Source organism: Variovorax sp. 10L426 (assembly GCF_056395305.1).
Genome location: NZ_JBFTJF010000015.1, coordinates 107,343 through 132,019, shown reverse-complemented (window position 1 = coordinate 132,019; position 24,677 = coordinate 107,343). Strand labels below are relative to the sequence as shown.

General features: G+C 65.8%; 25 protein-coding genes. 14 read left to right on the top strand and 11 right to left on the bottom strand.

Features of this window, described 5'->3' with window-relative positions; translation table 11 throughout:
* The first annotated feature begins 8 nt into the window (after positions 1-8).
* Positions 9-983 (top strand): pseudouridine-5'-phosphate glycosidase, encoded by a 975-nt coding sequence (locus AC1DHL_RS21750; RefSeq protein WP_478163366.1) that lies wholly within the window; start codon positions 9-11, stop codon positions 981-983.
* On the top strand, positions 980-1,708 hold the full coding sequence (locus tag AC1DHL_RS21745; RefSeq protein WP_478163329.1) for a glutathione S-transferase: 729 nt from the start codon (positions 980-982) through the stop codon (positions 1,706-1,708). The genes AC1DHL_RS21750 and AC1DHL_RS21745 overlap by 4 nt, the downstream gene beginning before the upstream one ends.
* A 53-nt stretch (positions 1,709-1,761) precedes the next feature.
* On the opposite strand, the gene AC1DHL_RS21740 is transcribed toward AC1DHL_RS21745, so the two are convergent.
* The 3 genes from AC1DHL_RS21740 to rsmI form a co-directional block, all read right to left on the bottom strand.
* On the bottom strand, positions 1,762-2,136 hold the full coding sequence (locus tag AC1DHL_RS21740; RefSeq protein WP_478099031.1) for a type II toxin-antitoxin system RelE/ParE family toxin: 375 nt from the start codon (positions 2,134-2,136) through the stop codon (positions 1,762-1,764).
* Entirely contained in the window at positions 2,129-2,455 is a 327-nt protein-coding gene (locus AC1DHL_RS21735; RefSeq protein WP_478099030.1) for a type II toxin-antitoxin system Phd/YefM family antitoxin, read from the bottom strand. Before AC1DHL_RS21735 ends, AC1DHL_RS21740 begins: the two co-directional genes overlap by 8 nt.
* A 132-nt stretch (positions 2,456-2,587) precedes the next feature.
* Positions 2,588-3,523, bottom strand: coding sequence for a 16S rRNA (cytidine(1402)-2'-O)-methyltransferase (gene rsmI / locus AC1DHL_RS21730; protein ID WP_478163328.1), 936 nt, complete (start codon positions 3,521-3,523; stop codon positions 2,588-2,590).
* Here rsmI and AC1DHL_RS21725 point away from each other — a divergent pair.
* Both AC1DHL_RS21725 and AC1DHL_RS21720 read left to right on the top strand, forming a co-directional pair.
* Positions 3,523-3,921 (top strand): YraN family protein, encoded by a 399-nt coding sequence (locus AC1DHL_RS21725; RefSeq protein WP_478163365.1) that lies wholly within the window; start codon positions 3,523-3,525, stop codon positions 3,919-3,921. The genes rsmI and AC1DHL_RS21725 overlap by 1 nt on opposite strands.
* Positions 3,922-4,007: 86 nt before the next feature.
* A complete protein-coding gene (locus AC1DHL_RS21720) occupies positions 4,008-4,643 on the top strand; it encodes an SIS domain-containing protein (RefSeq protein WP_478163327.1) in 636 nt (211 codons plus the stop codon).
* 6 nt (positions 4,644-4,649) lie between these two features.
* Here AC1DHL_RS21720 and AC1DHL_RS21715 read toward each other — a convergent pair whose 3' ends face one another.
* Positions 4,650-6,131 carry a patatin-like phospholipase family protein gene (locus AC1DHL_RS21715; protein WP_478163326.1) on the bottom strand — a complete coding sequence of 494 codons (1,482 nt, stop codon included), beginning with the start codon at positions 6,129-6,131 and terminating at the stop codon, positions 4,650-4,652.
* Positions 6,132-6,482: 351 nt separating this feature from the next.
* On the opposite strand from AC1DHL_RS21715, the gene AC1DHL_RS21710 reads away from it, so the two are divergent.
* Positions 6,483-7,268, top strand: a complete 786-nt coding sequence (locus tag AC1DHL_RS21710; RefSeq protein WP_478163325.1) for a BON domain-containing protein — start codon at positions 6,483-6,485, stop codon at positions 7,266-7,268.
* A gap of 19 nt (positions 7,269-7,287) precedes the next feature.
* Here AC1DHL_RS21710 and AC1DHL_RS21705 read toward each other — a convergent pair whose 3' ends face one another.
* Genes AC1DHL_RS21705 through AC1DHL_RS21695 form a run of 3 tightly spaced genes read right to left on the bottom strand, consistent with a single transcriptional unit; the run spans position 7,288 to position 10,443 of the window.
* On the bottom strand, positions 7,288-8,208 hold the full coding sequence (locus AC1DHL_RS21705; RefSeq protein WP_478163324.1) for an NAD(P)-dependent oxidoreductase: 921 nt from the start codon (positions 8,206-8,208) through the stop codon (positions 7,288-7,290).
* 22 nt (positions 8,209-8,230) lie between these two features.
* Complete coding sequence (locus AC1DHL_RS21700; RefSeq protein ID WP_478099018.1) at positions 8,231-9,367, bottom strand: PilT/PilU family type 4a pilus ATPase; 1,137 nt, start codon at positions 9,365-9,367, stop codon at positions 8,231-8,233.
* A gap of 32 nt (positions 9,368-9,399) precedes the next feature.
* The gene (locus tag AC1DHL_RS21695) at positions 9,400-10,443 is read right to left on the bottom strand and encodes a type IV pilus twitching motility protein PilT (RefSeq protein ID WP_478099016.1); all 1,044 of its coding nucleotides are present in this window, start codon (positions 10,441-10,443) and stop codon (positions 9,400-9,402) included.
* A 38-nt stretch (positions 10,444-10,481) separates the two neighbouring features.
* On the opposite strand from AC1DHL_RS21695, the gene AC1DHL_RS21690 reads away from it, so the two are divergent.
* On the top strand, positions 10,482-11,168 hold the full coding sequence (locus AC1DHL_RS21690; protein WP_478163323.1) for a YggS family pyridoxal phosphate-dependent enzyme: 687 nt from the start codon (positions 10,482-10,484) through the stop codon (positions 11,166-11,168).
* Between the two features lie 27 nt (positions 11,169-11,195).
* Here AC1DHL_RS21690 and AC1DHL_RS21685 read toward each other — a convergent pair whose 3' ends face one another.
* Complete coding sequence (locus tag AC1DHL_RS21685; protein ID WP_478163322.1) at positions 11,196-12,110, bottom strand: LysR family transcriptional regulator; 915 nt, start codon at positions 12,108-12,110, stop codon at positions 11,196-11,198.
* Positions 12,111-12,243: 133 nt separating this feature from the next.
* On the opposite strand from AC1DHL_RS21685, the gene AC1DHL_RS21680 reads away from it, so the two are divergent.
* The 3 genes from AC1DHL_RS21680 to AC1DHL_RS21670 are packed head-to-tail and all read left to right on the top strand — an operon-like array spanning position 12,244 to position 15,378.
* Positions 12,244-13,611: an MFS transporter gene (locus AC1DHL_RS21680; RefSeq protein WP_478163321.1), complete on the top strand. Its 1,368-nt coding sequence runs from the start codon at positions 12,244-12,246 to the stop codon at positions 13,609-13,611.
* 10 nt (positions 13,612-13,621) lie between these two features.
* Positions 13,622-14,125 carry a GAF domain-containing protein gene (locus AC1DHL_RS21675; RefSeq protein ID WP_478099009.1) on the top strand — a complete coding sequence of 168 codons (504 nt, stop codon included), beginning with the start codon at positions 13,622-13,624 and terminating at the stop codon, positions 14,123-14,125.
* A gap of 8 nt (positions 14,126-14,133) precedes the next feature.
* Positions 14,134-15,378: a metal-dependent hydrolase family protein gene (locus AC1DHL_RS21670; RefSeq protein WP_478099007.1), complete on the top strand. Its 1,245-nt coding sequence runs from the start codon at positions 14,134-14,136 to the stop codon at positions 15,376-15,378.
* 12 nt (positions 15,379-15,390) lie between these two features.
* Here the strand turns inward: AC1DHL_RS21670 and AC1DHL_RS21665 are convergent, their stop codons facing one another.
* Positions 15,391-15,870 carry an Lrp/AsnC ligand binding domain-containing protein gene (locus AC1DHL_RS21665; protein WP_478163320.1) on the bottom strand — a complete coding sequence of 160 codons (480 nt, stop codon included), beginning with the start codon at positions 15,868-15,870 and terminating at the stop codon, positions 15,391-15,393.
* A 91-nt stretch (positions 15,871-15,961) separates the two neighbouring features.
* On the opposite strand from AC1DHL_RS21665, the gene AC1DHL_RS21660 reads away from it, so the two are divergent.
* The 5 genes from AC1DHL_RS21660 to AC1DHL_RS21640 all read left to right on the top strand — a co-directional run bounded on the left by AC1DHL_RS21660 (position 15,962) and on the right by AC1DHL_RS21640 (position 22,000).
* Positions 15,962-18,940: an L-glutamate gamma-semialdehyde dehydrogenase gene (locus AC1DHL_RS21660; protein WP_478163319.1), complete on the top strand. Its 2,979-nt coding sequence runs from the start codon at positions 15,962-15,964 to the stop codon at positions 18,938-18,940.
* Between the two features lie 84 nt (positions 18,941-19,024).
* On the top strand, positions 19,025-20,296 hold the full coding sequence (locus AC1DHL_RS21655; protein ID WP_478099003.1) for a Glu/Leu/Phe/Val family dehydrogenase: 1,272 nt from the start codon (positions 19,025-19,027) through the stop codon (positions 20,294-20,296).
* Positions 20,293-20,919: a nucleoside/nucleotide kinase family protein gene (locus AC1DHL_RS21650; RefSeq protein ID WP_478163318.1), complete on the top strand. Its 627-nt coding sequence runs from the start codon at positions 20,293-20,295 to the stop codon at positions 20,917-20,919. The genes AC1DHL_RS21655 and AC1DHL_RS21650 overlap by 4 nt, the downstream gene beginning before the upstream one ends.
* Positions 20,920-21,081: 162 nt before the next feature.
* On the top strand, positions 21,082-21,684 hold the full coding sequence (locus AC1DHL_RS21645; RefSeq protein WP_478099001.1) for a DUF2242 domain-containing protein: 603 nt from the start codon (positions 21,082-21,084) through the stop codon (positions 21,682-21,684).
* Positions 21,685-21,739: 55 nt separating this feature from the next.
* Positions 21,740-22,000 (top strand): hypothetical protein, encoded by a 261-nt coding sequence (locus AC1DHL_RS21640; protein WP_478163317.1) that lies wholly within the window; start codon positions 21,740-21,742, stop codon positions 21,998-22,000.
* A 22-nt stretch (positions 22,001-22,022) separates the two neighbouring features.
* Here the strand turns inward: AC1DHL_RS21640 and rocF are convergent, their stop codons facing one another.
* Complete coding sequence (gene rocF, locus AC1DHL_RS21635; RefSeq protein WP_478098998.1) at positions 22,023-22,934, bottom strand: arginase; 912 nt, start codon at positions 22,932-22,934, stop codon at positions 22,023-22,025.
* 84 nt (positions 22,935-23,018) lie between these two features.
* Complete coding sequence (locus tag AC1DHL_RS21630) at positions 23,019-24,521, bottom strand: WS/DGAT/MGAT family O-acyltransferase (RefSeq protein WP_478163316.1); 1,503 nt, start codon at positions 24,519-24,521, stop codon at positions 23,019-23,021.
* Positions 24,522-24,677: the final 156 nt, after the last annotated feature.

Below are 24,677 nucleotides of genomic sequence, written 5' to 3'. Positions count from 1 at the left end.
CGGGCATGGTGACCACCGACCTTGCCCGCTCCTGGCTAACCTTCAGCGCCCCCGTCGTCGCAGCGCAAGCCGCCGGCCGACCCATCGTCGCGCTGGAATCAACCATCATCGCCCACGGCATGCCGTACCCGGAAAACGTCCGCACGGCACGCGAAGTCGAAGCCCTGATCCGCGCCCTGGGCGCCGAGCCCGCGACGATCGCCGTGATCGGCGGACACATCCGCATCGGCCTGTCCGACGACGAGCTGGAGCTGCTCGGCCGCTCGAAAGAAGCGCAGAAAGTCAGCCGCCGCGACCTCCCAGCCGTGCTCGCCGCCGGCGGACTCGGCGCGACCACGGTGGCCGGCACGATGATCTGCGCGGCGCTGGCCGGCATCGAAGTCTTCGTCACCGGCGGCATCGGCGGCGTGCATCGCGGCGCGTCGGAGAGCTTCGACATCTCCGCCGACCTGCAGGAGCTGGCGCGGACCTCGGTGGCCGTGGTGTGCGCGGGCGCGAAGTCCATCCTCGACATCGGGCTCACGCTCGAATACCTGGAAACCCACGGCGTGCCGGTCCTCAGCTGCGAGCAGGACAACTTCGCGGCCTTCTACACGCGCGACAGCGGCTTCCGCGCCGACTACAGACTCGACAACGCGGAAGCGCAAGCCCGCTTCATCCATACCAAGTGGGACCTCGGCCTGGCAGGCGGCGTGGTGCTGAGCACGCCGGTCCCGGAAGCCGCGGCGATGCCGCGCGAGGAGATCGACGCGTTGACCGAACAGGCGCTCGATGAGGCGAAGGCGCAGGGCATCACGGGCAAGGCGGTGACGCCTTTCCTGCTGGCGCGCATCAAGGCGCTGACAGGCGGTCGCAGCCTGGCCACCAACATCGCGCTCGTGAAGCACAACGCCGAGGTGGGCGCGAGGCTGGCGCTGACATTGGCGTCGCAGTCGGGCCGCCAGGATGCCCGCCTGACGGTTTCTTGCGCGGAGGTTCCGTGACTTATCAACTGCACTATTGGCCCTCGATCCAGGGTCGCGGCGAATTCGTCCGTCTGGCGCTGGAGGCGGCTGGCGCTCCGTATGTCGACGTAGCCCGCGAGCCGCCGTCCAAAGGCGGTGGCGAAGCCGCGCTGATGCGCAAGCTCGATGACCCCGGCAATCCGCGCCCATCTTTCGCGCCGCCGTTTCTGATCGACGGCGACATCATCGTCGGGCAAACGGCCGCCATCCTGCTCTACCTTGGCCCGAAGCTGGGTTTGGCCGGTGCCGGCGAGGCCGACGCGCTCTGGACTCATCAACTGCAACTCACCATCGCCGATGCGGTGATGGAAGCGCACGACACGCATCACCCGCTATCGACCGATCTCTACTACGAAGATCAGCGCGACGCAGCACTCGCGCGGGCGGAGGCCTTCCGTGAAGAACGCATCCCGAAGTTCCTCGGTTGGTTCGAGAAGATCCTGCAGCGCAATCGCTCAGGCGATCTGCATCTGGTCGGCGACTCGCTGACCTACGCCGATCTCTCGCTGTTCCAACTCGTGTCGGGTCTGCGCTATGCGTTCCCCAAGGCCACTGCGCGGGCGCTCGCACGAACGCCCGCCGTTGCCAAGCTCGCGACGAACGTGAGCCGCCGGCAGCGAGTGCACGACTATCTGCAGAGCCCGCGGCGCATCGCCTTCAACGAGGACGGCATTTTCCGCGGGTACCCCGAACTCGATGGCTGACGCCGACCGCGGGCGGTCACCGTCAGGTTTTTCACCCGTGCTTCTGGTACTTGCTACGTTGGCCACAGGCCTGCAAAGTCGAAAGACAGTTGCCGGTGATGACGAATCGACAACAGATAGACCACTTCTTCAAACACCGCATACAGCATCAGGTAGTCGCCGTGCAGGTATATCCGCAAGCGATCAAGCGCCCCTGCAGGCAGCTTGGCCAGTTGTTCCAGCGCTTCAACGGATTGGGGCGGTTGCTCAACGTAGCGACGTCCTATCAACGGAAAGCGCGCAAGGTTGGGTACTACTGTCTTGCGCAGACCTGCGAGCAGGTTGTCGTAGGCAAATGGCGCATTGGCCTCTGTCAAGAACAGTTCAATGGATTCGAGGCGCGCAATGAAGCTGTCTGTCAGCTCGACCCGGTGAAGGCGCTCAGCCACGCTTTTTGACTGCCCTGGCCGTCGAGGCTGCGGCAGCCCTTCGTTTCTGGAGCGAAGCCAGAGCCGAGTCCGCGTCATGCGTGCGGCCACCCGTGATGTCGTCGAGCCCGCGCTTGGCGTCGTCGATCAGCAGCAGGTGGATGTGTTCCAGCTCCAGGCGGTGGTAGTAGTCCAGGCGGTCGACGTCGATCAACGCAACATAGCTCTCGCCATTCTTGGTGATGATCTTCTCGGCGCCGGCCCTGACCTGGTCCGCCAGCTCAGAAAGGTTGGCACGGGCCGCCGTGAATGGCACAACATCTCTAGCTGAAAAGCCCATGGCCGGCTCCTTTGAGGGGGTTACAGAATTCTGTGCATTTTATGCCTGCGAGAGAACTCGCTGCGGCCGCACGATCGGCATCTTCCGCGCATACCCCGAACTCGATGGCTGACGCCGACGCGCGGACGGTTCCTAGTCGTCTTGCACGTCGCGCAGCCGAAGGCCAGCTTCGTAGAGCGCATTGCGCGGTGCGCCGCTGATCTCGGCGGCAAGACGCACGGCGCTCTTGAGTGGTAGTTCCGCAAGCAGCAACCGCAGCACGCGCTCGCCCTCCGCGCCATCGTCGGCCGCAGCGGGTTTCGGATGCAACACCAACGCGAATTCGCCGCGCGTGCGATCGCGGCTCTCCGCGAACCAGCCGGGCAGGGCGGCAGCGGCGACGGTCGCGATCTCCTCGAACTGCTTCGTCAACTCGCGCCCGACGGTCACGCGTCGTTCACCAAGGCTCGCCAGCGCTCGTGCCAGTGCCTCGATGCGGTGAGGCGCTTCAAGCAGCACAACGCTGCGCGACTCGCTGGCAAGTTCAAGCACCGCGGCATCGCGCTCGCCGGCCTTGCTGGGGAGGAAGCCGGCGAAAACGAATGCGCTGGCCTGATCACCATCGGCCACCAAACCCGCCGCGCCGACCAAGGTCGTCACGCTGCTCGCACCCGGCAGCGGCAGCACGCGATGGCCGGCCTCACGCACGGCGGCCACCAGACGCGCACCGGGGTCGCTCACGCCGGGCGTGCCGGCATCGCTGACATACGCAATGCGTTCCCCGTTCGCGAGCCGCGCAATCACGGACTGCGCCGCCTCGGCTTCGTTGTGCTGATGCACGGCCAGCAAGCCCGCGGAGGGCCGGTCGATGCCGTAGGCGCGCAGCAGGCTCTGCGTATGCCGGGTGTCCTCGCACGCCACCGCATCGACGATCTGCAGCACGTGCAGCGCGCGCAGCGTGATGTCGGCCAGGTTGCCGATCGGCGTGGCGACGACGTAGAGCGTCGCCTGCGGATAATGCTGCGCGCCCGCGGCATCGCTTGCGGCTTGCAGGGCGGCGCCGAACGAAGCGGGAGCGAATGAGTTCAATGGGTTTTCTCCAGAACAAGACAACAGGGACGTCGTCTCGTGTGACGACCAAGCAGCGCGGCGATGCCGCCGAAGACGCCGCGCTCGAACATCTAGAAGCGGCAGGCCTGCGCCTGGTTGCGCGCAATTATCGAACGCCGGGGCGCGGCGGCGGTGAGATCGACCTGATCATGCGAGATCCGCGCGACGGCACGCTGGTCTTCGTCGAAGTCCGTCGGCGCACCGCGGCCACGCATGGCGGTGCCGGCGGGAGCATTACGGGCGTGAAGCAGCGGCGCATCGTGTTTGCCGCGCGGCACTACATCAGCGGGCTTCGAGCGCTGCCGCCGTGCCGTTTCGACGTTGTCTTGCTCGAGCAGGAAATTGAATGGATACAGGGTGCCTTCGATGCCGGTTGAGGGCCGATCGGGCATCTCACCGCACTCTCCGCATACACCTTTTGTTTCATCAGTCGCACACGCATGCACAGTTATCATCCCGCCCCATGTTCGAGCAACGGATTCAGCAGCATTTCATCGACAGTGCCGACCTGAAGTATCAGGCGGGTCCTCTCCTCGGGAAATCGGTTTCCCAGGCCATGCAGGCGCTGCTTGCGTGCGTGACCAGCGGCGGCAAGATCCTCTCGTGCGGCGCGGGGGTCTCGGGCTTTCTCGCGGCGCAGTTCGCGGCGCAGTTCGTCGGCCGGTTCGAGCGCGATCGTCCCGAGTTGGCCGCGATTGCATTTTCCGGCGACGCTACCGACCCCGCCGCCGACACGCTCGATGCGCCGGACTCCGACCGCTATGCGCGGCAGGTCCGCGCGCTGGGCCAGGCCGGCGACGTGCTCCTGGTATTGAGCGCGAGCGGCCAATCTGCCTCGGTGCTGGCGGCGGTCGAAGCCGCCCATGCGCGGGACATGACAGTCGTCGCGCTTCTGGGCAACGCGGCGAACACGGGCGGCGGCCCCGGCGGCGCCGTGGGCCGGGCGCTGCGCGAAACCGACGTGCAGATCTGCGTGCCGCATGAGCGCGCCGCGCGCATCCACGAAATCCACCTGCTGGTGCTGCATTGCCTGTGCGACGGCGTGGACGCGCAACTGCTCGGCGATCAGGACAGCGATTCTTCCCTGCTGTCCTCCTGATTCGTCCTACTGCTGCGCGGCGGCGTCTCGCTTCGAAGCCGCATTGCTTTCGTCGACTCTTTTCAGCACGTCCTGATAGGTCGGCGATTCGCGCAGCAGGCGCCCGCCGAGTTCGCGCAAGCGATCGACGGCTTCGGGGGGCAGGACGAAACTGGTGGGCAGGTTCATGAAGTAGCGCCGCTCGTCGGGGTTCTCGATGGTGTCGAAGCTCACGTCGATGGCATCGAAGCTCAGCTTGGGCACTGCCGCTTCGGCTTGGGCCTTCGACATGCCGGCCAGGCGGCGCTCGGCGATCTCCAGTTCCCGCTTGTCGGCCCAGCGCTGCGCGATGTCCTTCAGCAGTTCGACCGACTCGTAAGAGAAGTGATCGATCGGCACGCTCGACGATTGAAAGAGCTGCGAAATGACGCCCGGTGGTCGCGCCCTTCGATCCCAATCGGTGTCCGGGGCGGAACGCGAATTGACGACCACTACGACGATGCGGCGAATGTTCTCGAATCCGATTTCGCGCTGGAAGGTCGGGCTCGTCTCGACCTCTTCGAGCGCTTCGAGGAGCCCGCGCAAGCCCAGGTTGTCGGAGACCCCGCCGTCGACCACATGGATGTAGGGGCGGTTCTTGCTGTCCTGGTAGTTCTGGATGTCGCGATAGCGCAGCAATGCTCGACCGGCCGGTCGGCTGGGTCCGGCCGGATTGGTCACATCCTTCACCCACGCCGGCATCACCGCATTGCAACGGCCGCCGTAGTTGTGATACGTGACAGGCGACAAGACCGCCGGCACCGCGGAAGACGTTGCCGCCGCGCGGGCCAGGCGAACCTTGCCGAGGTCGGAGCACAGCAGGTCGAACTGCTCCTGCGAGAAGCCGAAGCGCGCCCCGGTCGAGAGGTCGGTACCGGTAACGGCCGTCGCCGGCGTCGGCTTGTCGAGCAAGTCCGCGAAGGTCGCTCCGTTGAAGAGGATCTCGTCGTAGTAGTCGGCCGCCATTTCCGAGCGACCGTAGAGTCCGCTGCCGAGAGCGAACCAGTTGACGGGGTTCAATGCGCGCCACGTCAGCGTGCCCTGGACGTCGCGCTTGAGGAATCGAGGCTCGTATTCGGTGAAGAGCTGATCGCCATACAACGCGTAGGCAAGCGCAGTGAAGCTGCCGCCTGAAACGCCGGCGATGGCATCGACCTCCGAAAGAAGATTGACGGTCTTGCCCTTGACGACGACATTCGTGCGCTTGAGCTCTTCGAGCACGCCGTACGAGAAGGCCGCGGCGCGCGTGCCGCCTCCTGAGAAGGTCAGCAGGAACAAGGTGTCGACGTCAGTCTTGAAGCCGTGCGTTCGCTTGATCAGCTGGCTCATTCGATAGCCGCCGTTCACGTCGACCTGATCGATCGGCGGATTGACGGGTGCGAGCGAGTTGCACCCAGCCAGAGCCAACGTTGCCAGCGCCCCGCAGAGCCTGCGGGCAAGCCATGTCTGCGACCCGGAGAATGGATTCAAGGAGCTTCCTTTCTCGCTCGGACACTGCGAGCGGACACGCCTTGGCCCCCGCAACATTTGCGCCACCGAGCCACTGGTCGAGCGGGAATTGTAGGGATGTGGGTCGATCGCGCGTGTAGGTGTCGGACGATGACACGCGGTAACGGGCCTGCAAATCCGCTGGGCTAAACTCGCCGCGATCAGGCACAGGGAGCGGGCGAAAGCCTGTCCGGCATTGGCCCGGACCCGAACTTTTCGGCACCGGTCAACTCATCAGGCAAGGCGACAAACGGGTCTCCACATGGATTCCAAAGTTGTCTTGTGCGCCGTCAATCTCACAATCTCATTACCCAGCATCGGAAGGTCCTACTCATGACGAAGACATCCCCACAACGCATCGCGATCGCACTGGCCGCAAGCGCCGTCTTGGTGGCCGGTCTGTCCGCATGCGTGCCACTGGCCGTCGGAGGTGCTGCCGCGGTCGGTGCGGGGATGGTGGCCACCGATCGCCGCAGCTCGGGCGCACAGGTGGACGATCAGTCGATCGAGTTGCGCGGGGCCGCGCGCATACGCGACATCGCCAACGACGACATGAATGTCACCATCACGAGCTTCAATCGCCAGGTGCTGCTCACGGGCTCGGTCGGCACGGACGCCGATCGACGCAAGGTCGAGGATGTGGTGCGGCGCGTTGAGAACGTGCGTTCGGTCGTCAATGAATTGACGGTCGGTCCGTCGAGCACCTTCCAGGAGCGGTCGAACGACACCTTCATCACGGGCAAGATCAAGGCCTCGCTGCTCGATCAGAAGGACATCTTCGGCAACTCGTTCAAGGTCGTGACCGAGCGCGGCACGGTCTACCTGATGGGCATCGCCACCCGACGCGAGACCGATCGCGCCACCGACGTCACGCGCGGCGTGTCGGGTGTCCAGAAGGTGGTTCGCATCGTGGAAATCATCAGTGAATCCGATCTGGCGAACATGCAGTCGCAGCAGCTGCAGCCGGGCGGTACGGGGGCGGCGCCGGCGCCGGCTTCATCCGCACCTGCTTCGCGTTCGAATGTCCCGCTGCCGCCGATGGACCCTCTGCCGGCATCGCCGTCGTCGCCGTCGCCGCAGCCGCCGGCCAGCGGCGTGACGACGTCACCCATCCGCTAAGGGCAGGCCGGGCACTGCGCTACTTGAGCCTGGTGATCAGGCTCGAGGTGTCCCAGCGACGGCCGCCTGCCTGTTGCACGTCGGCGTAGAACTGGTCGACCAGCGCGGTCACCGGCAGTCGTGCACCGTTGCGCTTGGCCTCGTCGAGAACGAGGCCGAGGTCCTTGCGCATCCAGTCCACCGCGAAGCCGAAGTCGAACTTGCCTTCGATCATGGTCTTGCCGCGGTTGTCCATCTGCCAGCTCTGCGCGGCGCCCTTGCCGATGACGGCGAGCACTTCGTTCATGTCCAGCCCGGCCCGTTGGCCAAAGGCGATCGCCTCGGACAAGCCTTGCACCAGGCCGGCGATCGCGATCTGGTTCACCATCTTCGCGAGCTGGCCGGCGCCGCTCTCACCGAGCAGGGCGACCGAACGCGCAAAGGCCGACATCACGGGCTTGACGCGATCGAAGGTGGCCGAGTCGCCGCCGCACATCACGGTCAGGATGCCGTTCTGCGCACCGGCCTGGCCGCCGGAGACGGGCGCGTCGATGAATTGCAGGCCGCGCTCGATGGCGGCCTTCGAGAGTTCGCGTGCGACATCGGCGGACGCGGTGGTGTGGTCGACGAACACCGCGCCTTTCTCCATGCCGGCGAATGCACCGTTTTCACCGAGCACGACCGAACGCAAGTCGTCGTCGTTGCCGACGCAGCAAAAGACGATGTCCGCGTTCGAGGCTGCGCCGCGTGGCGTTGCCGCGTGAGCGAGGGTGCCCTTGGCCTGGGGCTTCAGTTCCTCCTGCCAGGCGATGGATTTGGCGTCGGTCCGGTTGTAGACCGTCACGCTATGGCCCGCGAGCGCAAGGTGGCCGGCCATGGGGTAGCCCATCACGCCCAGGCCGAGGAAAGCGACCTTCTGCGGGGGAATGGTGTCGTAGTTTTTGGGGTTGAGGCTGCTCATCCCCTCAAGCTTAGCGCGAGCGTCAGACTATCGCGAAGTGCTCGGTGCCGGCTGAGAGATCGGTGGTGCGCGCGCGCTGGCTGTTGAGCTTGATCTGCAGGCGCAGGTCATTCGCCGAGTCTGCATTGCGGATGGCGTCGTCGAAGCTGATCGCATTCCCCTCGAACAGGTCGAACAGCGCCTGGTCGAAAGTCTGCATGCCGAGGTTGCGGCTCTTCTTCATGATTTCCTTGATCTCGCCGACTTCGCCCTTGAAGATCATGTCGGAGATCAGCGGGGTGTTGAGCAGCACCTCGACGGCCGCGATGCGCCCATGGCCGTCTTCGGTCGGAATCAGGCGCTGAGAGACCAGCGAACGCAGGTTCAGCGACAAGTCCATGAGCAGCTGCGCACGGCGTTCTTCGGGGAAGAAGTTGATGATGCGGTCCAGCGCCTGGTTGGCGCTGTTGGCGTGCAGCGTGGCCATGCAAAGGTGGCCGGTCTCGGCGAAGGCCACCGCGTGCTCCATGGTTTCACGGTCGCGGATTTCGCCCATCAGGATCACGTCGGGGGCCTGGCGCAGCGTGTTCTTGAGCGCGGCTTCCCAGCTGTCGGTGTCGATGCCGACTTCGCGCTGCGTCACGACGCAGTTCTTGTGCGGATGCACGAACTCGACTGGATCCTCGACCGTGACGATATGGCCGTAGGAGTTTTCATTGCGCCAGTCGATCATCGCGGCCAGCGTGGTCGACTTGCCCGAGCCTGTCGCGCCCACCAGGATGCACAGGCCGCGCTTGCTCATCGAGACATCCTTGAGCACCTGCGGCATGCCCAGCCCGTCGATCGTCGGCAGCTTGGCGGGGATGGTCCGCAGCACCATGCCGACCTTGCCCTGCTGAACGAAGGCGTTGACGCGGAAGCGTCCGATGCCGGTCGGCGAGATCGCGAAGTTGCATTCCTTGGTCCGCTCGAACTCGGCCGTCTGCCGGTCGTTCATGATGGAGCGCGTGAGTGCCAATGTGTGCTGCGCGCCTAGCGCCTGCTGCGACACCTTGGTGACCTTGCCGTCGACCTTGATCGCTGGCGGGAACTCGGCGGTGATGAACAAGTCGCTGCCGTTTCGGCTCACCATGAGCTTCAGCAGGTCGTTGATGAACTGGCTGGCTTGATCGCGTTCCATGTGGTTACTCCGGTACGGCGGCTATGGGCTGGTCAGCCAGGGAAATTCTCTGGGATCTTGGCTTTTCCGCGCGCCTCAGCAGATGAGATCACACTGCGGCGCACAAGGTCAGTAAGGTTTTGATCGAGCGTCTGCATCCCCTGGCCGCTGCCGGTCTGGATCGACGAATACATCTGCGCCACCTTGCCCTCGCGGATGAGGTTCCGGATTGCGGGCGTGCCGAGCATGATCTCGTGCGCCGCCACGCGGCCCTGGCCGTCCTTGGTCTTGCACAGCGTTTGCGAGACCACGGCCTGCAGCGATTCCGACAGCATCGCGCGGATCATTTCCTTTTCCTCGCCCGGGAAGACATCGATGATCCGGTCGATGGTCTTCGCGGCGGAAGAGGTGTGCAGCGTGCCGAACACCAGGTGGCCGGTTTCAGCCGCGGTCATCGCGAGGCGGATGGTTTCGAGGTCGCGCATTTCGCCGACGAGGATTGCGTCGGGGTCTTCGCGCAGGGCGGAGCGCAGCGCGTTCGCGAAGGAGAGCGTCATCGGCCCGACCTCGCGCTGGTTGATCAGGCACTTCTTGGACTCATGCACGAATTCGATCGGGTCTTCCACCGTGAGGATGTGGCCGTACTCGGTTTCGTTGAGGTAGTTGATCATCGCCGCCAGCGTGGTCGACTTGCCGGAGCCGGTCGGGCCGGTCACGAGCACGAGTCCGCGGGGCTTGAGCGCGAGATCGCCGAAGATCTTCGGCGCGTTGAGCTGCTCCAGCGTCAGGATCTTGGACGGAATGGTCCGGAACACCGCCGCCGCGCCGCGCGACTGGTTGAAGGCGTTGACGCGGAAGCGGGCCAGGCCGTCGATCTCGAACGAGAAGTCGACTTCGAGGAACTCTTCGTAGTGCTTGCGGTGCGTGTCGCTCATGATGTCGTACACCATGGCATGCACCGCCTTGTGGTCGAGCGCGTCGACGTTGATGCGCCGCACATCGCCGTGCACCCGGATCATGGGCGGCAGGCCGGACGACAGATGCAAGTCGGAGGCCTTGTTCTTGACGCTGAAGGCCAGCAGTTGGGTGATGTCCACGAAGCTCCTCGGTGACGTTTTGATACGCTTTGATGATTATGACGATGATTAGCGGCAACCTCCAGCAAGTTCGGGCCCGGATCGTGACGGCGTGCACGGCGGTGGGACGCGATCCTGCGAGCGTGCACTTGCTTGCGGTATCCAAGACTTTTCCGGCCGAAGCCGTGCGCGAGGCCTACGCTCTGGGCCAGACGGCCTTCGGCGAAAACTACGTCCAGGAAGGCGTCGCCAAGATCGCGGATCTGCACGACCTGCGCGACAGGCTTCAGTGGCACTGCATCGGGCCGCTGCAGAGCAACAAGACGCGCGTCGTCGCGGAGAATTTCGACTGGGTGCACAGCATCGACCGGCTGAAGATTGCCGAGCGCCTGGCCGAGCAGCGGCCGGCGCATTTGCCGCCGCTGCAAGTGTGTTTGCAGGTCAACGTGGATGCGGGCGCCAACAAGTCAGGCGTGTCGGTCGAAGAAGCGCTGCCGTTGGCGCGCGCTGTGGCGGCGTTGCCACATTTGCGGCTGCGCGGGGTGATGGCGATCCCGGAGCCGACACCGGACTTCGAGGCGCAGCGCGATCTGTTCCTGCGCGCGGCCCGTGTCTTCGACGAGATTCGCAAGGACGGTATCGCGCTCGACACCCTGTCGCTCGGCATGTCCGCTGACCTCGAGGCTGCGGTCGCCGCAGGCAGCACGATGGTGCGGGTGGGGACGGCGATCTTCGGCCAGCGCTAGGCGCCGGCCGGCCGCGGCCTGATCGAGCTATTCGAACAGCCCGAGCAACTCGTCCTTCACCCATTGATGGAGCGCCGAGGTCTCGTGGCGCTGGTGCCAGAACAATTCGACCATGCGGGGCGGCGCCTCCAGCGGGACGGGCACGTGCCGCAGGCCGGCCATGCGCGAAGGGTCGAGGCCTCTTGACCACGGCAGCACCGCGATCAGGTCGGAACCACGGACCACGTCGTAGGCGGTCGCATAGTGGTTCACGGTGGCGACCAGGTTGCGCTGGAGGCCTCGGCTGCGCAGGAACACGTCGTAGGTCGGCAGGGTCTTGCCGACCAGGCTGACGTCGATGTGGCGCGCGGCGAGGAATTTCTTGAGGGGAATCTTGTCGAGGCGGGCGAGCGGATGGCCCGTGCGCATGACACAGACGAAGCCAGGCGACCACAGCGCCCGGGACTTGAGAAAGGCCGGCCGCTGCACTTCATCGGCGTAGACGCTGATCGCGAAGTCCGCGTGGTTGTTCGCGAGCACCGGGCCGAAGTCCACCAGCGTGTTGGGGATGGTGTGGACCTGCATGGAGGGCGCTGCCTCGCTCAATCGGCTGCTCAGCCGGGGCACCACGATGCTGGCGACGTAGTCGGACATCGCGATGCTCAGGCTCGCGGTGCTGCGCAGCGCATCGAAGCTGCCGGCCTCCAGGGTGCCGCGGATCGTCTGCAGCGACTGGGCGAGCGGCTCCCAAAGATCGATCGCCCGCCGCGTCGGCTTGATGCCCGCGCCGCTGCGCACGAACAGCCGGTCGTCGAAGGTATCGCGCAACCGGCGCAGGGCGTTGCTGACGGTCGGCTGGGTGAGCGACAGCTTTTGCGCCGCACGCGTGACGTTGCCTTCCGTCATGAGCGCTTCAAAGACTTTCAACAGATTGAGGTCGGCGCTTCGATAGGTTGTAGCCATGCGGGACCATTCAGCAGATCAATAAACACCATAGTAACTATAAATTTGTCGCAATAAATCGCCGAACCTACGATCCGCCACGGCGCCCATGCCATCCAAAAAGATCAGCGAGACAAAGGGTTAAAGGGTTCACATGACGATTCTTTCAGCGCGCATCGAACGGCTGCCGTTTTCGGGCTTTCATCGGCGGTTGCTTCTCGTGGGAGGACTCGGCTACAGCTTCGATGCGATGGATGCCGCCGTGATCGCGTTCGTGCTGCCCGTGCTGCGCACGGCCTGGGCGCTGAGCAGCGTGCAGATCGGCGTCCTGGCGAGCGCGAACTTCATCGGCTTCTTCTTCGGTGCCCTGGCCGCGGGTTCGCTGGGCGACCTGATCGGCCGACGCAAGGTGATGATGTCCGCACTGGCGGTCTACTGCGTGGCATCGCTGTTCAGTGCGATGGTCAACGACTGGAGCCATTTCCTGGTCCTGCGCGTCATCGCCGGTTTCGGCACCGGTGCCGAGAGTGTGATCATCGCGCCCTACCTGTCGGAGTTCGTGGCGCGCCGTTACCGCGGCGCTTTCACCGGTGCGCTGGCCGGCTTCTTCTCTTTCGGCTTCGTGGCTGCGGCCTTGCTCGGCTACTTGATCGTGCCCGCGTATGCCGAAGGCTGGCGCGTCGTGATCTGCCTCACGGCGACGCCGGTCCTGATGCTGTTGTGGTGGCGCCGCGTGCTGCCCGAGTCGCCGCGCTGGCTCGAAAGCCAGGGGCGCGTCGTCGAGGCCGGCGCCATCATGGATGCGGTCGAGGCCGACTTCGAGCGGCGTGGCCATGCACTGCCGGCGCTCGACCCGCAGGACGTCGCGGCGCCGCCGCCCAGCGAAAGCCGGGGAAGCCTCTGGAAGAACTACGCGACCTTGCTGTCGCGCAAGCTCTTCCGCATCACGAGCATGACCTGGCTGATGTGGCTGTCGATCACGTTCAGCTACTACTCCTTCTTCACCTGGATTCCGAGCTTGCTGGTCCAGAACGGAATGACGATCACCAGGAGCTTCGGCTATTCGCTGGTGATGTACCTGGCGCAGGTCCCGGGCTACTTTTCCGCGGCCTGGCTCAATGACCGGATCGGCCGCCAGGCCACCATCGTCAGCTACATGTTGCTGGGCGGGCTGGCCGCGTTGGGGCTGGCGTTCACGCACAGCGATGGGCAGATCATGCTGGCGGGCGTGCTGTTGTCCTTTTTCATGAACGGCACTTACGCGGGCGTCTATGCCTACACGCCCGAGGTGTTCCCTACGCAGGTGCGGGCGACGGGTGCCGGACTGGCTTCGGCGATCGGGCGCATCGGCGGGATCACCGCGCCGATTCTGGTCGGCTTGATCTACCCGACGCTGGGGTTCGGAGGTGTCTTCGGGATGACGACGGCTGTGCTCCTGTTGGGATCGGCGGCGGTGATGATCATGGGCGTACCCACGCGCGGCCGGTCGCTGGAAGACATCGCGGCGGCAAAGTTGTCCTGAGGCGCGAGCGATGCCATCCGATATCCAACAACTGCTGTCGACAGTCGCCAGCGCCCACGACGACACACGCCAGCCGCAGGCCACTTTCAAGGCCATCGAAGCGGCTTCGGCGAAGTCGATCGGGCATCGGCTGTTCACGATCCTGGTCCACCACCGCGCCGAGCGGGAGTCCGAGCGGATCTACTCCAACATGCCGGACGTCTACCCCGTGCAGGGGCGCAAGCCCGTCACCGATTCACCCTGGATGCAACAGGTCATGGCGCGCGGCTTGCCGTACATCGGCCGCAACGCCGACGACATCCGCGACGTGTTCTTCGATCACGAACTGATCCTTTCGCTGGGCTGCCAGAGCGTGTTGAACATTCCGTTGCGGTGGCGCGGCCAGACGCTGGGGACGCTCAATCTGCTCCACGAGGAAAACTGGTATCAGGTCCACCACATCGAAATGGCGACGGTGCTGGCGCAATTGGCCGTTCCGGCTGTCATGGCGCAACATCTTCCGGTCTACTTTTGAGGGTCTCCATGACGACTGCCGTACTTTTCAAGAATGCCCATCTGCTCGACCCGCTGCTCGGGGAGTTGCAGGCGGGCCGTGACATCCTGGTCGAGGAGGGTGTGCTGAAAGAGATCTCGGACAGGCCGATTCGCACGAACACCGCGGCACGTGTCATCGACGTCAAGGGCAAGACCGTGATGCCTGGCCTGATCGATCTGCACGTGCACGTGGTGGCGGTGGAACTCAACCTCGCGCAGCAAGTGCGCATGCCCAATGTGCTGGTGACCTTGCGGAGCGTGCCCATGCTGCGCGGGATGCTTCGCCGCGGCTTCACCACCGTCCGCGATGCCGGTGGCGCGGGCTTCGCGTTCAAGCAGGCCGTCGAGTCCGGCCTGGTCCAAGGGCCCCGGTTGTTCGTCTCGGGGCGCGCGCTGAGCCAGACGGGCGGCCACGGCGACATGCGGACGCGCTCCGATTACCTGAGCAACGACCCGCCATGTTCCTGCGTGCGTGTCGGCGCGCTCGCGCGCGTGGTCGACGGCGTCGACGCGGTGCGCAAGGCCGCGAGGGAAGAGCTTCAGATGGGTGCCGACCAGATCAAGATCATGGCTTCCGGTGGTGTGGCCTCGCCGACCGATCCGGTGGGTGCCTTCGGCTACTGCGAGGACGAAATCCGCGCCATCGTTGGCGAGGCCCGGGCGCGCGGCACCTATGTTCTGGCGCATGCCTACACGGCGGAGGCCATCGCGCGGGCCGTGCGATGCGGCGTGCGGACCATCGAGCACGGCAATCTGGTCGACGCGCCGACCGCCTCGTTGATGGCCGAGGCCGGCGCCTATGCGGTTCCGACGCTGGTGACCTACGACGCGTTGGCCAGCGAAGGCGCAACCTATGGCCTGCCGAAGGAAAGCGTGGCGAAGGTGGCGGATGTGCGCGAGGCCGGCCTGCGCTCGCTGGAGATCTTCAAGGCCGCCGGCGTGAAGATGGGCTTCGGGTCCGACCTGCTTGGGGAATCGCAACGTCTCCAGAGCAACGAATTCCGCCTGCGCGCAGAGGTGCTGTCGCCTGCCGAGGCGGTGGCCAGCGCGACGATCGTGGGCGCCGAGGTACTTGGCATGAGCGACCGCCTTGGCCGACTGGTGCCCGGCGCGTTGGCCGATCTCCTGGTCGTCGACGGCAATCCGCTTCAAGACATCAACTGCCTGCTTGGCCAGGGCGAGCGCATTCCGCTGGTCATGAAAGAAGGCGTAGTTCAATTCGAATCGCTGTGAACTCGCCCCGGGTCAGGAGCCGAGCGGCAGCTTGGCGCTGCTTTTCACTTCTTCCATGACCGCGTAGGTCCTTGTTTCACGCACGCCCGGTAGCTGCCAGAGCACGGTTCCGGCGAAGGCGCGGTAGTCCGCCATGTCGGCCATGCGCGTCTTCAACAGGTAGTCGAATCCGCCCGCCACCATGTGGCATTCCATGATTTCGTCGCGCACCTGCACCGCGGCCTTGAACTCGTCGAAGACATTGGGCGTGGTGCGGTCAAGCAGCACTTCGACGAACACGGTGAAACCCCGGCCGAGCTTCTGCGGATCGAGCCGGGCTTCGTAGCCCAGGATGAAGCCCTCGCGTGTGAGCCGCTGAACACGCGCCAACACGGCAGTCGGCGAGAGCGCGACGGTTTCGGCCAGCTTGAGGTTGGAAATTCGACCGTCTTCCTGAAGAACCTTCAGGATTTTCATGTCGATGCGGTCGAGATCGGCGGATGAGCTGCTCATTGATGGTGAATTATCCGGTCGGTGGCTGATATTTGGTGAATAACTCAGCGCGAGAAGGCGGAGCATTCGTTGCATCTCTCGGAGTTGAACCATGCGCCTGCCCAACCCCTACCGACCTGAATCCGAAGTCGTCTCCCACCGCCTCGCCTCGCTGAGAGGCGTCCTGGACTGGACCTTCGTCGCAGCATCCGCCGCGCCCTGGGTTCGCGCAGTGCGCGACCATCCGCCGCCCTTCTGGGCCATGGAAAGCCTCCTGCGCGAATACCCGATCTCCAGCGCTGAAGGCCTGGCCCTGATGCGTCTGGCGGAAGCGCTGCTGCGCGTGCCTGACGCCGAGACGGCCATTGCGCTCACGGCGGATCAATTGGGCCGTGCCAATTTCGACGGCGCCGCTGACTCGACGCTATCGCGCCTTTCAGCTTCCGCCATCGCGTTGTCGAAGAAGTTTCTTCCGCACTTGTCGGCGGAGCCGGGGCAGGCCGAACCCGGACCCGGCCTGATGGCGCGACTGGGCGCCCGGACAGTGGTGGCCGCGACCTTGAGGGCCGTGCAACTGCTCGGCCGCCAGTTCGTGCTCGGACAGACCATCGACGAGGCGATGGGCGAGGCACGATCCGCACACCGAAAGCACGCCGCCCTCCGGTTCAGCTACGACATGCTGGGCGAAGGCGCGCGCACCGACGCGGATGCATTGCACTACCTGGACAGCTACGTCAACGCGATCCAGTCGATCGCCGCCGGCGCCGACAGGGCCGGCAAGCCGGAAGACAACGACGGAATCTCGATCAAGCTCAGCGCCCTGCATCCGCGCTATGAAGATGCCCAGCGCGATCGCGTGATGAGCGAACTGGTGCCGCGCGTGTGGCGGCTCTGCGAGCTGGCGGCGGACGCTCAGCTCAATCTCACCATCGATGCGGAAGAGGTGGACCGGCTCGAACTGTCGCTCGACGTGTTCGAAGTGCTGGCAGCGCGTGTCGCGGCCGAGCGTCCCGAGTGGCGGGGCTTCGGGCTCGCGATGCAGGCCTACCAGACGCGTGCGCTCGAACTGATCGAGCACGTCGCCGCGATCGCGCGCAAAAACAAGCTGCGCTTGATGTGCAGGCTGGTCAAGGGCGCCTACTGGGATGCGGAAATCAAGCGCACCCAGGAACTGGGGCTGCCGCACTACCCGGTCTTCACGCACAAGCACCACACAGACCTGAGCTATCTGGCCTGTGCGCGCGCGCTGCTCGCCGCGCCCGACGCGATCTATCCGCAATTCGCGACCCACAACGCGGGGACCATCGCGGCGATCTTGCAGATGGCTGGCGATGCGCCCTTCGAGCTGCAACGGCTCCATGGGATGGGCGAAGGCGTTTACCGCGAGGTCATGAAGCGCAGCGGCGTGCCGGTACGGGTCTACGCCCCGGTCGGCCGGCACAAGGACTTGCTGGCGTATCTCGTGCGCCGTCTGCTGGAGAACGGGGCCAACTCGTCCTTCGTCAACCAGCTCGGCGACGAGTCGGTTGGAATGGACGAACTGCTCGTGTCGCCCCTCTGGCTGGACCGCGACAGTTCGCTGCCCTTGCCCCACGCGCTTTACGGACCGCCGCCTGCTCGCCGCAACAGCCACGGCGTCGATCTCACGGTCGAATCGATGCGCGCGCCGCTGCTCGACGCGCTCCGGTCCGTCAGCGTTCCAGTCGTGCCGGAGGCTGATTTGCGCCGCGTCCCCGAAGCTGTCGCTGCGTCGGCGGCAAGCTATCGCTTATGGACCTACGCGCCGGTTGCCCAGCGAGCGGCGGTGCTGCGACACGCGGCGGACGCCCTCGAAGCCGCCTTGCCGCGCTTCTGTGCGCTACTCGTCAAGGAGGCTTTCAAGACCTGGGGCGACGCCGTCGCCGAAGTGCGCGAGGCCGTCGATTTCCTGCGCTACTACGCCGACGAGGCCGAGCGCGTCATGGCGCCGGTCGTCTTGCCCGGGCCGACCGGCGAGAGCAACGAATTGCGCCTGACGGGGCGGGGTCCCTGGGTGTGCATCAGTCCCTGGAATTTCCCCCTGGCGATCTTCCTGGGCCAGGTGGCCGCCGCGCTCGCAACCGGCAACACCGTGCTGGCGAAGCCCGCGGAGCAGACACCCGCCGTCGCGTCGGAGGCGGTCAAGCTGCTGCATGCGGCGGGCGTGCCGGCGGATGCCCTGCAGTTGCTGCACGGCTCGGGTGAAACCGTCGGCGCTGCGCTCGTGGCAGCGGCCGGCGTGGCGGGGGTCGTGTTCACCGGATCGACGCAGGTCGCGAAGATCATCCATCGCACGCTGGCGGGCAAGGACGGTCCCATCGTCCCGCTGATCGCGGAGACCGGTGGCATCAACGCGATGCTGGTCGACTCCAGCGCGCTGCCGGAGCAGGTCGTCGATGCCGTGGTCCAGAGCGCCTTCCGCTCGGCGGGTCAGCGTTGTTCGGCGCTGCGCCTGTTGCTGATCCACGAAAGCATCGCCGATGACGTGATCGAGATGATCCGCGGCGCGGCGAAGGAACTGGTTGCGGGCGACCCGGCCTTGCTGTCGACGGATGTCGGTCCGGTGATCGACCGCGAAGCATTCGACGGCATCCAGCGCCACCTGGAGCGCCTGAACGCCGAGGCCAAGGTGCTGGTCGATTCCGACGGGCCGGCGGCATCGCGCATCGCCAACCTCGTGCTGCCCCATGCCTACGAGGTGCCTTCCATCGAGAGCGTGCAGACCGAGATCTTCGGGCCGGTGCTGCATGTCGTTCGCTGGTCGGGCGATCCGCAGGCTGTCATCGACAAGGTCAACGGGCTCGGTTTCGGACTCACGCTCGGCATCCAGACGCGCATCGACAGCCGCGCGCAGGCGCTGGCGGCTCGGGCGCGCGTCGGCAACGTCTACGTGAACCGAAACATCATCGGGGCCGTGGTCGGCGTGCAGCCTTTCGGCGGCGAGGGCTTGAGCGGAACCGGCCCCAAGGCGGGCGGACCGCACTATCTGCCGCGTTTCTGCGCGGAGCAGACACTCACCATCAACACCACCGCCGCCGGCGGCAACGCGGCACTCCTTGCCGCAAGCGCATAACCGGCAAAGCAACGCGCATAGGCATGGCGCGGCCGGTGCCGGAGGACTATCGTCGCGGCCATCCGTTCAACCACAAGGATCGCCATGAGTTCCGTCTTGTCCTACGTTCAGCCGACCGCCAACAGCCCCTGGGGCACCTATCTTTCGCAGGTCGACCGCGTGGTCCCCTACCTGGGCGAACTGGCCCGCTGGGTGGAGACGCTCAAGCGCCCCAAGCGCGCGCTGATCGTCGACGTGCCGATCGAGATGGACGACGGCTCCATCGCCCATTTCGAGGGCTATCGCGTGCAGCACAACCTGTCGCGCGGCCCCGGCAAGGGCGGTGTGCGCTTTCACCCGGACGTCACGCTCGAGGAAGTCATGGCCCTGTCGGCCTGGATGACGGTCAAGACGGCCGCCGTGAACCTGCCGTACGGCGGCGCCAAGGGCGGCATCCGCGTCGACCCCAAGAAACTGTCGATGAAGGAACTTGAAAAAGTCACGCGCCGCTACACCAGCGAAATCGGCATCATCATCGGCCCGCACAGCGACATTCCGGCGCCGGACGTCAACACCAACGCGCAGATCATGGCGTGGATGATGGACACCTATTCGATGAACGTCGGCGGCACGGCCACCGGCGTCGTCACGGGCAAGCCGCTGCATTTGGGCGGATCGCTCGGCCGCGTCAAGGCGACCGGCCGGGGCGTGTTCGTGACAGGGCGCGAAGCCGCGCGCCGCCTGGGTCTCGACTTGCGGGGCGCGCGTGTGGCCGTGCAGGGCTTCGGCAACGTGGGTTCGGTCGCGGCGGAACTCTTCGCCGAGGCAGGCGCCAGGATCGTCGCGGTGCAGGACCACACCGGCACCATCTTCAACGACAAGGGCCTCGACCTCGCCAAGCTGGTGCCGCTTTCGCGCACCGATGGCGTCGTCGGCTTCAAGGGCGGTGACGTGATCGAGAACGAGGCCTTCTGGGACGTGGCCTGCGACATCCTGATTCCGGCCGCGCTCGAAGGCCAGGTCACCGCCGAGCGCGCAAGCAAGACCAAGGCGAAGCTGGTGCTCGAAGGCGCCAACGGCCCGACCGTGCCGGAAGCCGACGACATCCTCGCCGAGCGCGGCGTGCTGGTCGTGCCCGACGTCATCTGCAACGCGGGCGGCGTGACGGTGAGCTACTTCGAATGGGTGCAGGACTTCTCGTCCTTCTTCTGGGACGAGGACGAGATCAACGAGCGCCTCGACCGCATCATGATGAACGCGCTCAACCACATCTGGGACAAGGCCGACGAGCACAAGATCAGCCTGCGCACCGCCACTTACGCGGTGGCCTGCGGACGCATCCTGATGGCTCGCCAGGAGCGCGGTCTCTATCCATGATCGAGGTGCCCGCCGACGCCCTGGCGCGGATCGATGCGCTCCTGGCCGGCGGGCAGCGCCGGCTGCTGGGGCTGGTCGGGGCGCCCGGTTCGGGCAAGTCGACGCTGGCGCAGGCGCTGCTGCAGCCGTTGCAGGGCCGCGCGCAGGTGGTGCCGATGGACGGATTCCACCTGGCCAACATCGAGTTGCGCCGTCTCGGCCGTGCGGATCGCAAGGGCGCGCCGGACACCTTCGACGGCGCCGGCTACGTCGCGCTGCTGAGGCGCCTGAGAGAACAGCGCGAGGACGAGATCGTCTACGCGCCGGAGTTCCGGCGCGAAATCGAAGAGCCCATTGCCGGCGCGATCGCGGTGCTGCCCGAAACCCGGCTGGTCATCACTGAAGGCAACTACCTGCTGTTGGATGACGGGCCGTGGGCCGGGGCCGCGTCCTTGCTCGATGAGGTCTGGTACGTGGATGTCGACGACGCGTTGCGGCATGAACGCCTCGTACGGCGGCACGAGCAGTTCGGGCGCAGCAGAGCCGAGGCACTGGCCTGGGTGGAGCAGACCGACGAACCCAACGCGCGCCGCATCGCGGCCACACGCGGGCGGGCGCGGCATGTGATCCGCCTGGACGGCTGATTCCTGCCGCGAATCGGGAACGCCGGAGCGCCCGGCATGTCCAAGCAGGGCCGCCGACCGGCGGGTTCCCGCTAGCATTGCCGAGTTCCGCCCAATTCCCTGCTGCCCACCCCTGCTCTCATGCGTCTACCGATTTCCCGTGCGGCGGCTGCCGCGCTGTCGATGTCTCTTCTTTTTCTGGTTGCCGGATGCGGCGTCTCGTCGCCGCGACGCGTCTCGTACGAGCCGGAAGAATTCGATTCCACCACCACCCACACACGCACCTACGTCGCCACCGAGGGGCAGACCTGCGAGGCCGCGCGGCGGGCGCTGCTCAGCCAGGGGTACATGATCACCGCGGCCAACCAGGAACTGGTGACCGGCCGCAAGAGTTTCCAGCCGGACGCCGAGGTGCATGTGGAGGTCGAGTTCCGGGTGGTCTGCGCTCGCGAAGCCGGCGGCCGCAAGCGCAGCACCATCGCCTTCGCGAGCGCCTTGCAGGACCGCTACGGGGTGAAGAAGGTCAACAATTCGGCCAGTGTCGGCGTCGGTGCGATCGGCTCGCTGTCGCTGCCGTTCTCGTCGAGCGACGACGCCATGGTCAAGGTGGCGAGCCAGACGCTGACCGATGACCGGTTCTACGATCGCTTCTTCTCGTTGATCGACCGTTTCCTGCCCGAGACGACCGAGGAGCCTCCGGCGGAGGTGCATCCCATCGTTCCCGCCAAGCCGCTGGTCGAGACGCCGCTTCAGCCGGTCCCCGCGTCTCCTCCCACGCAAGGCTGAGGATCGCGGCCCCTCGGGGCTTGGCGCTCGGGCGGCATTGTGCGATTCTGCGGGGATGATCAAGATCGGCACGCTCTGCTACGTGGTCCCGAGCTGCGTAGCCAGCCCGTTGACGCAGCGGGCGGTCGGCAGGATCGTCGAAGTGGTGTCGGCACCCTACGATGCACCCGACTGGACTTATCTGCCCGGCACGTACTACGACGTGCAGTTCGAAGGCTGGACTTTCTATTGCCGCAGCGACAAGCTGCAGCCCATCTCGGACCCGGGTATGGATGTGTCCGAACCTGCTTCCGAAAGCATCGGGCAGGACGCCTGACCGGAAAAGCCCGCCGCCGCCTTCAGCGGGCCAGCGTGGATTTGCCGAACAGGCTTTCGATCAGCTCCACCGCCACTTCCGCCGTGCGGTTGCGCACATCCAGCGCCGGATTGAGCTCGACCACGTCGAGCGAGCCCAGCCGGCCCGTGTCGGCAATCATCTCCATGCACAGCTGCATTTCGCGCCAGGTCGGGCCGCCGCGCACGCCCGTGCCGACGCCGGGCGCGTAGTCGGGGTCGAGGCAGTCGAGGTCGAAGCTCACGTGGAGGTGCGTGTCCTCGTCCACGTCCTGCAGCGCCTCGGTCATCGTCGTGCGCATGCCGTGCTCGTCGATGTGGCGCATGTCGAACACGCTGAGCCCGAGGGCGCGGATGGCAGCCTTCTCGTCCGCGTCGACACTTCGGATGCCGATGAAGCGGATCGCGTCGTGTTCGAGCGCCGCCCGCTCGCCGCTCCAGCCCGTCAGCGCCGCGGGTCCATGGCCGAGCAGGCATGAAACCGGCATCCCATGAAGGTTGCCGCTCGGGCTGGTGGTTTCGGTATTGACGTCGGAATGGGCATCGAGCCACAGCACGCGCAGTTTCTTGCCGCGCTGGCGTGCATGCCACGCGACGGCGCTGATGGAGCCGATCGCAATGCTATGGTCGCCCCCCAGCAAGATTGGCAGGTGATTGGCATGGAACGCCCGATCAACGGCCTCGTAGACCGCCCGGTTCCACGCGATGACTTCCTCCAGGTGGTGCAGGCCTTCCGCCGGCGCAACCCAGGGCGTCGCCGGGCCGGCCAGGTTGCCGCCGTCGACAACGTTGAAGCCCAATCGCGCCAACATGACGGCGATACCCGCGACCCGCAGCGCGTCGGGGCCCATGCCGGCACCCCGGGTGCTTGCGCCGATGTCGGTCGGCGCGCCGATCAGTTGAAGGGTCGCGGTCATGTGCAGAGGCCTCCTGGAAAGTGCCGGGCGTTCGGCACCTGACGGTACAGCATGAACATGACGTTGACTTCGATGCGCAACCTTTCAGCGCGCGGCCGCGGCGGCAGTCCTGCGGGCCGTCGTCTTTCGCGGTGCCGCCTTCGCCGCGACGGCAGTGCTTTCGGGCGCGTCGAGCGCCTTCACACGCGCCAGCAGCGCACGGTGTTCCTCGACGAGGTGGTCCGCGATGTCATCCACGTCGGGCACCGCCCGACGGCAGGCGATGAGGCCGAAATCCAGCATGCCGTTGTAGCTCTGCACCGTCATGTTGAGCGCCATGCCGTGGCTCGGGATCGACACCGGGTAGTAGGTCAGCAGCTTCGCCCCGGCGAAATGGAGCGCAACCTGCGCGCCGGGCACGTTGGAGATCACCAGGTTGGCCACTGGTGGCAACCGGTCCGCAAGACGCGAGCGGCCGTACATCGACGCCAGCCCCGACATCAGCCATGGTGCGCCGAATGACGGGAAGTCCGTCGGAATCGCCGCCTTCACGTTGCCCACCAGCGACTTCGCGGCCGCTGACGATTCGGAGATGGCCTTGATGCGCTCCACCGGATCGGCCACGTCGGTGGCCAGCGTCATGACGGTCATCGAGACCTGGTTGTTCGATGTCGTGTCGCCCGGCTCGCGCAGGGTGACCGGAATCGCCGCCGTCAGCGGCTTTTTCGGCAGCTTGCCGAGATCCGACAGATACCGGCGCAGCGCGCCCGCGCAAAGCCCGAGCACCACGTCGTTGAGGCTTGCGCCCAATCGCTTGCCGATCAGCTTGACTTCAGCCAGCGGAATCGAGCGAACCGTATAGGCGCGCTGATTGGTGATCGCGACGTTGAGCGGCGTTCGAGGGCCGAGAAGGTTGAGATTCTTCGGCACGTTCCAGAGCCGGCTGCCCTCGCTCGTCGGCTGCGGAACGACGAGGCTGCGCACCGCGCGCGCCATGTCGGGGAAGGTCTTCACCAGCTTCAGGTACTGCTGCAGCGTGTTGGTCAGCGCGGCGCCTGCGAGTTCGGCCACGCCCAGCTGGTAGCGGTTGCGTCGCGCGATGCTGCGGGGCGCCTTGACGGGGCGCGGCGTCGGCGTCAGGTCCATGATCGCTTCCGCGAAGGCGGCACCGGCCTGGCCATCGATGCCGGCGTGGTGGAGCTTCGAATAGAGCGCGACGCCGCCGCCCTGCAGCCCATCGATCACGAAGAACTCCCACAGCGGCCGGCTGCGGTCCAGCAGCGTCGAATGCAGGCGTGCCACGTACTGCTCGAGCTGCTTCATCGTCCCCGGTCGAGGCAAGGTCACGCGTCGCACGTGGTAGTCGAGGTCGACGTCGTCATCGTCCACCCACACCGGATTGGACAGCTCGAAGGGCATGAGCGCGAGCTTGCGCGTGAATACCTCCGACAGATGCATCCGGCTTGCCACATGCGCCTTCACGTCTTCGTAGAAGTCGCCCTTGTAGCCGGCCGGAAGCTCCAGCAGATGCAGTCCGCCGACGTGCATCGGCGTCTCGGGCGTTTCGGTGTGCAGGAAGGTCGCGTCGAGGCCGCTGAGGTGTTTCATCGGGCATTCCGGTTGGATTCGAGGCGGCGACAGGCGCAGCGCGAGGGAAAATGATCCGCAATGTCCAGAGGGCCGGATAGCGGGTAAGCCCGCACATGCCAGGGGCCTGCAGGGCCAGCCGCCCGTCGTAGCATCGTGCTGGCGCGAAATTGGGGC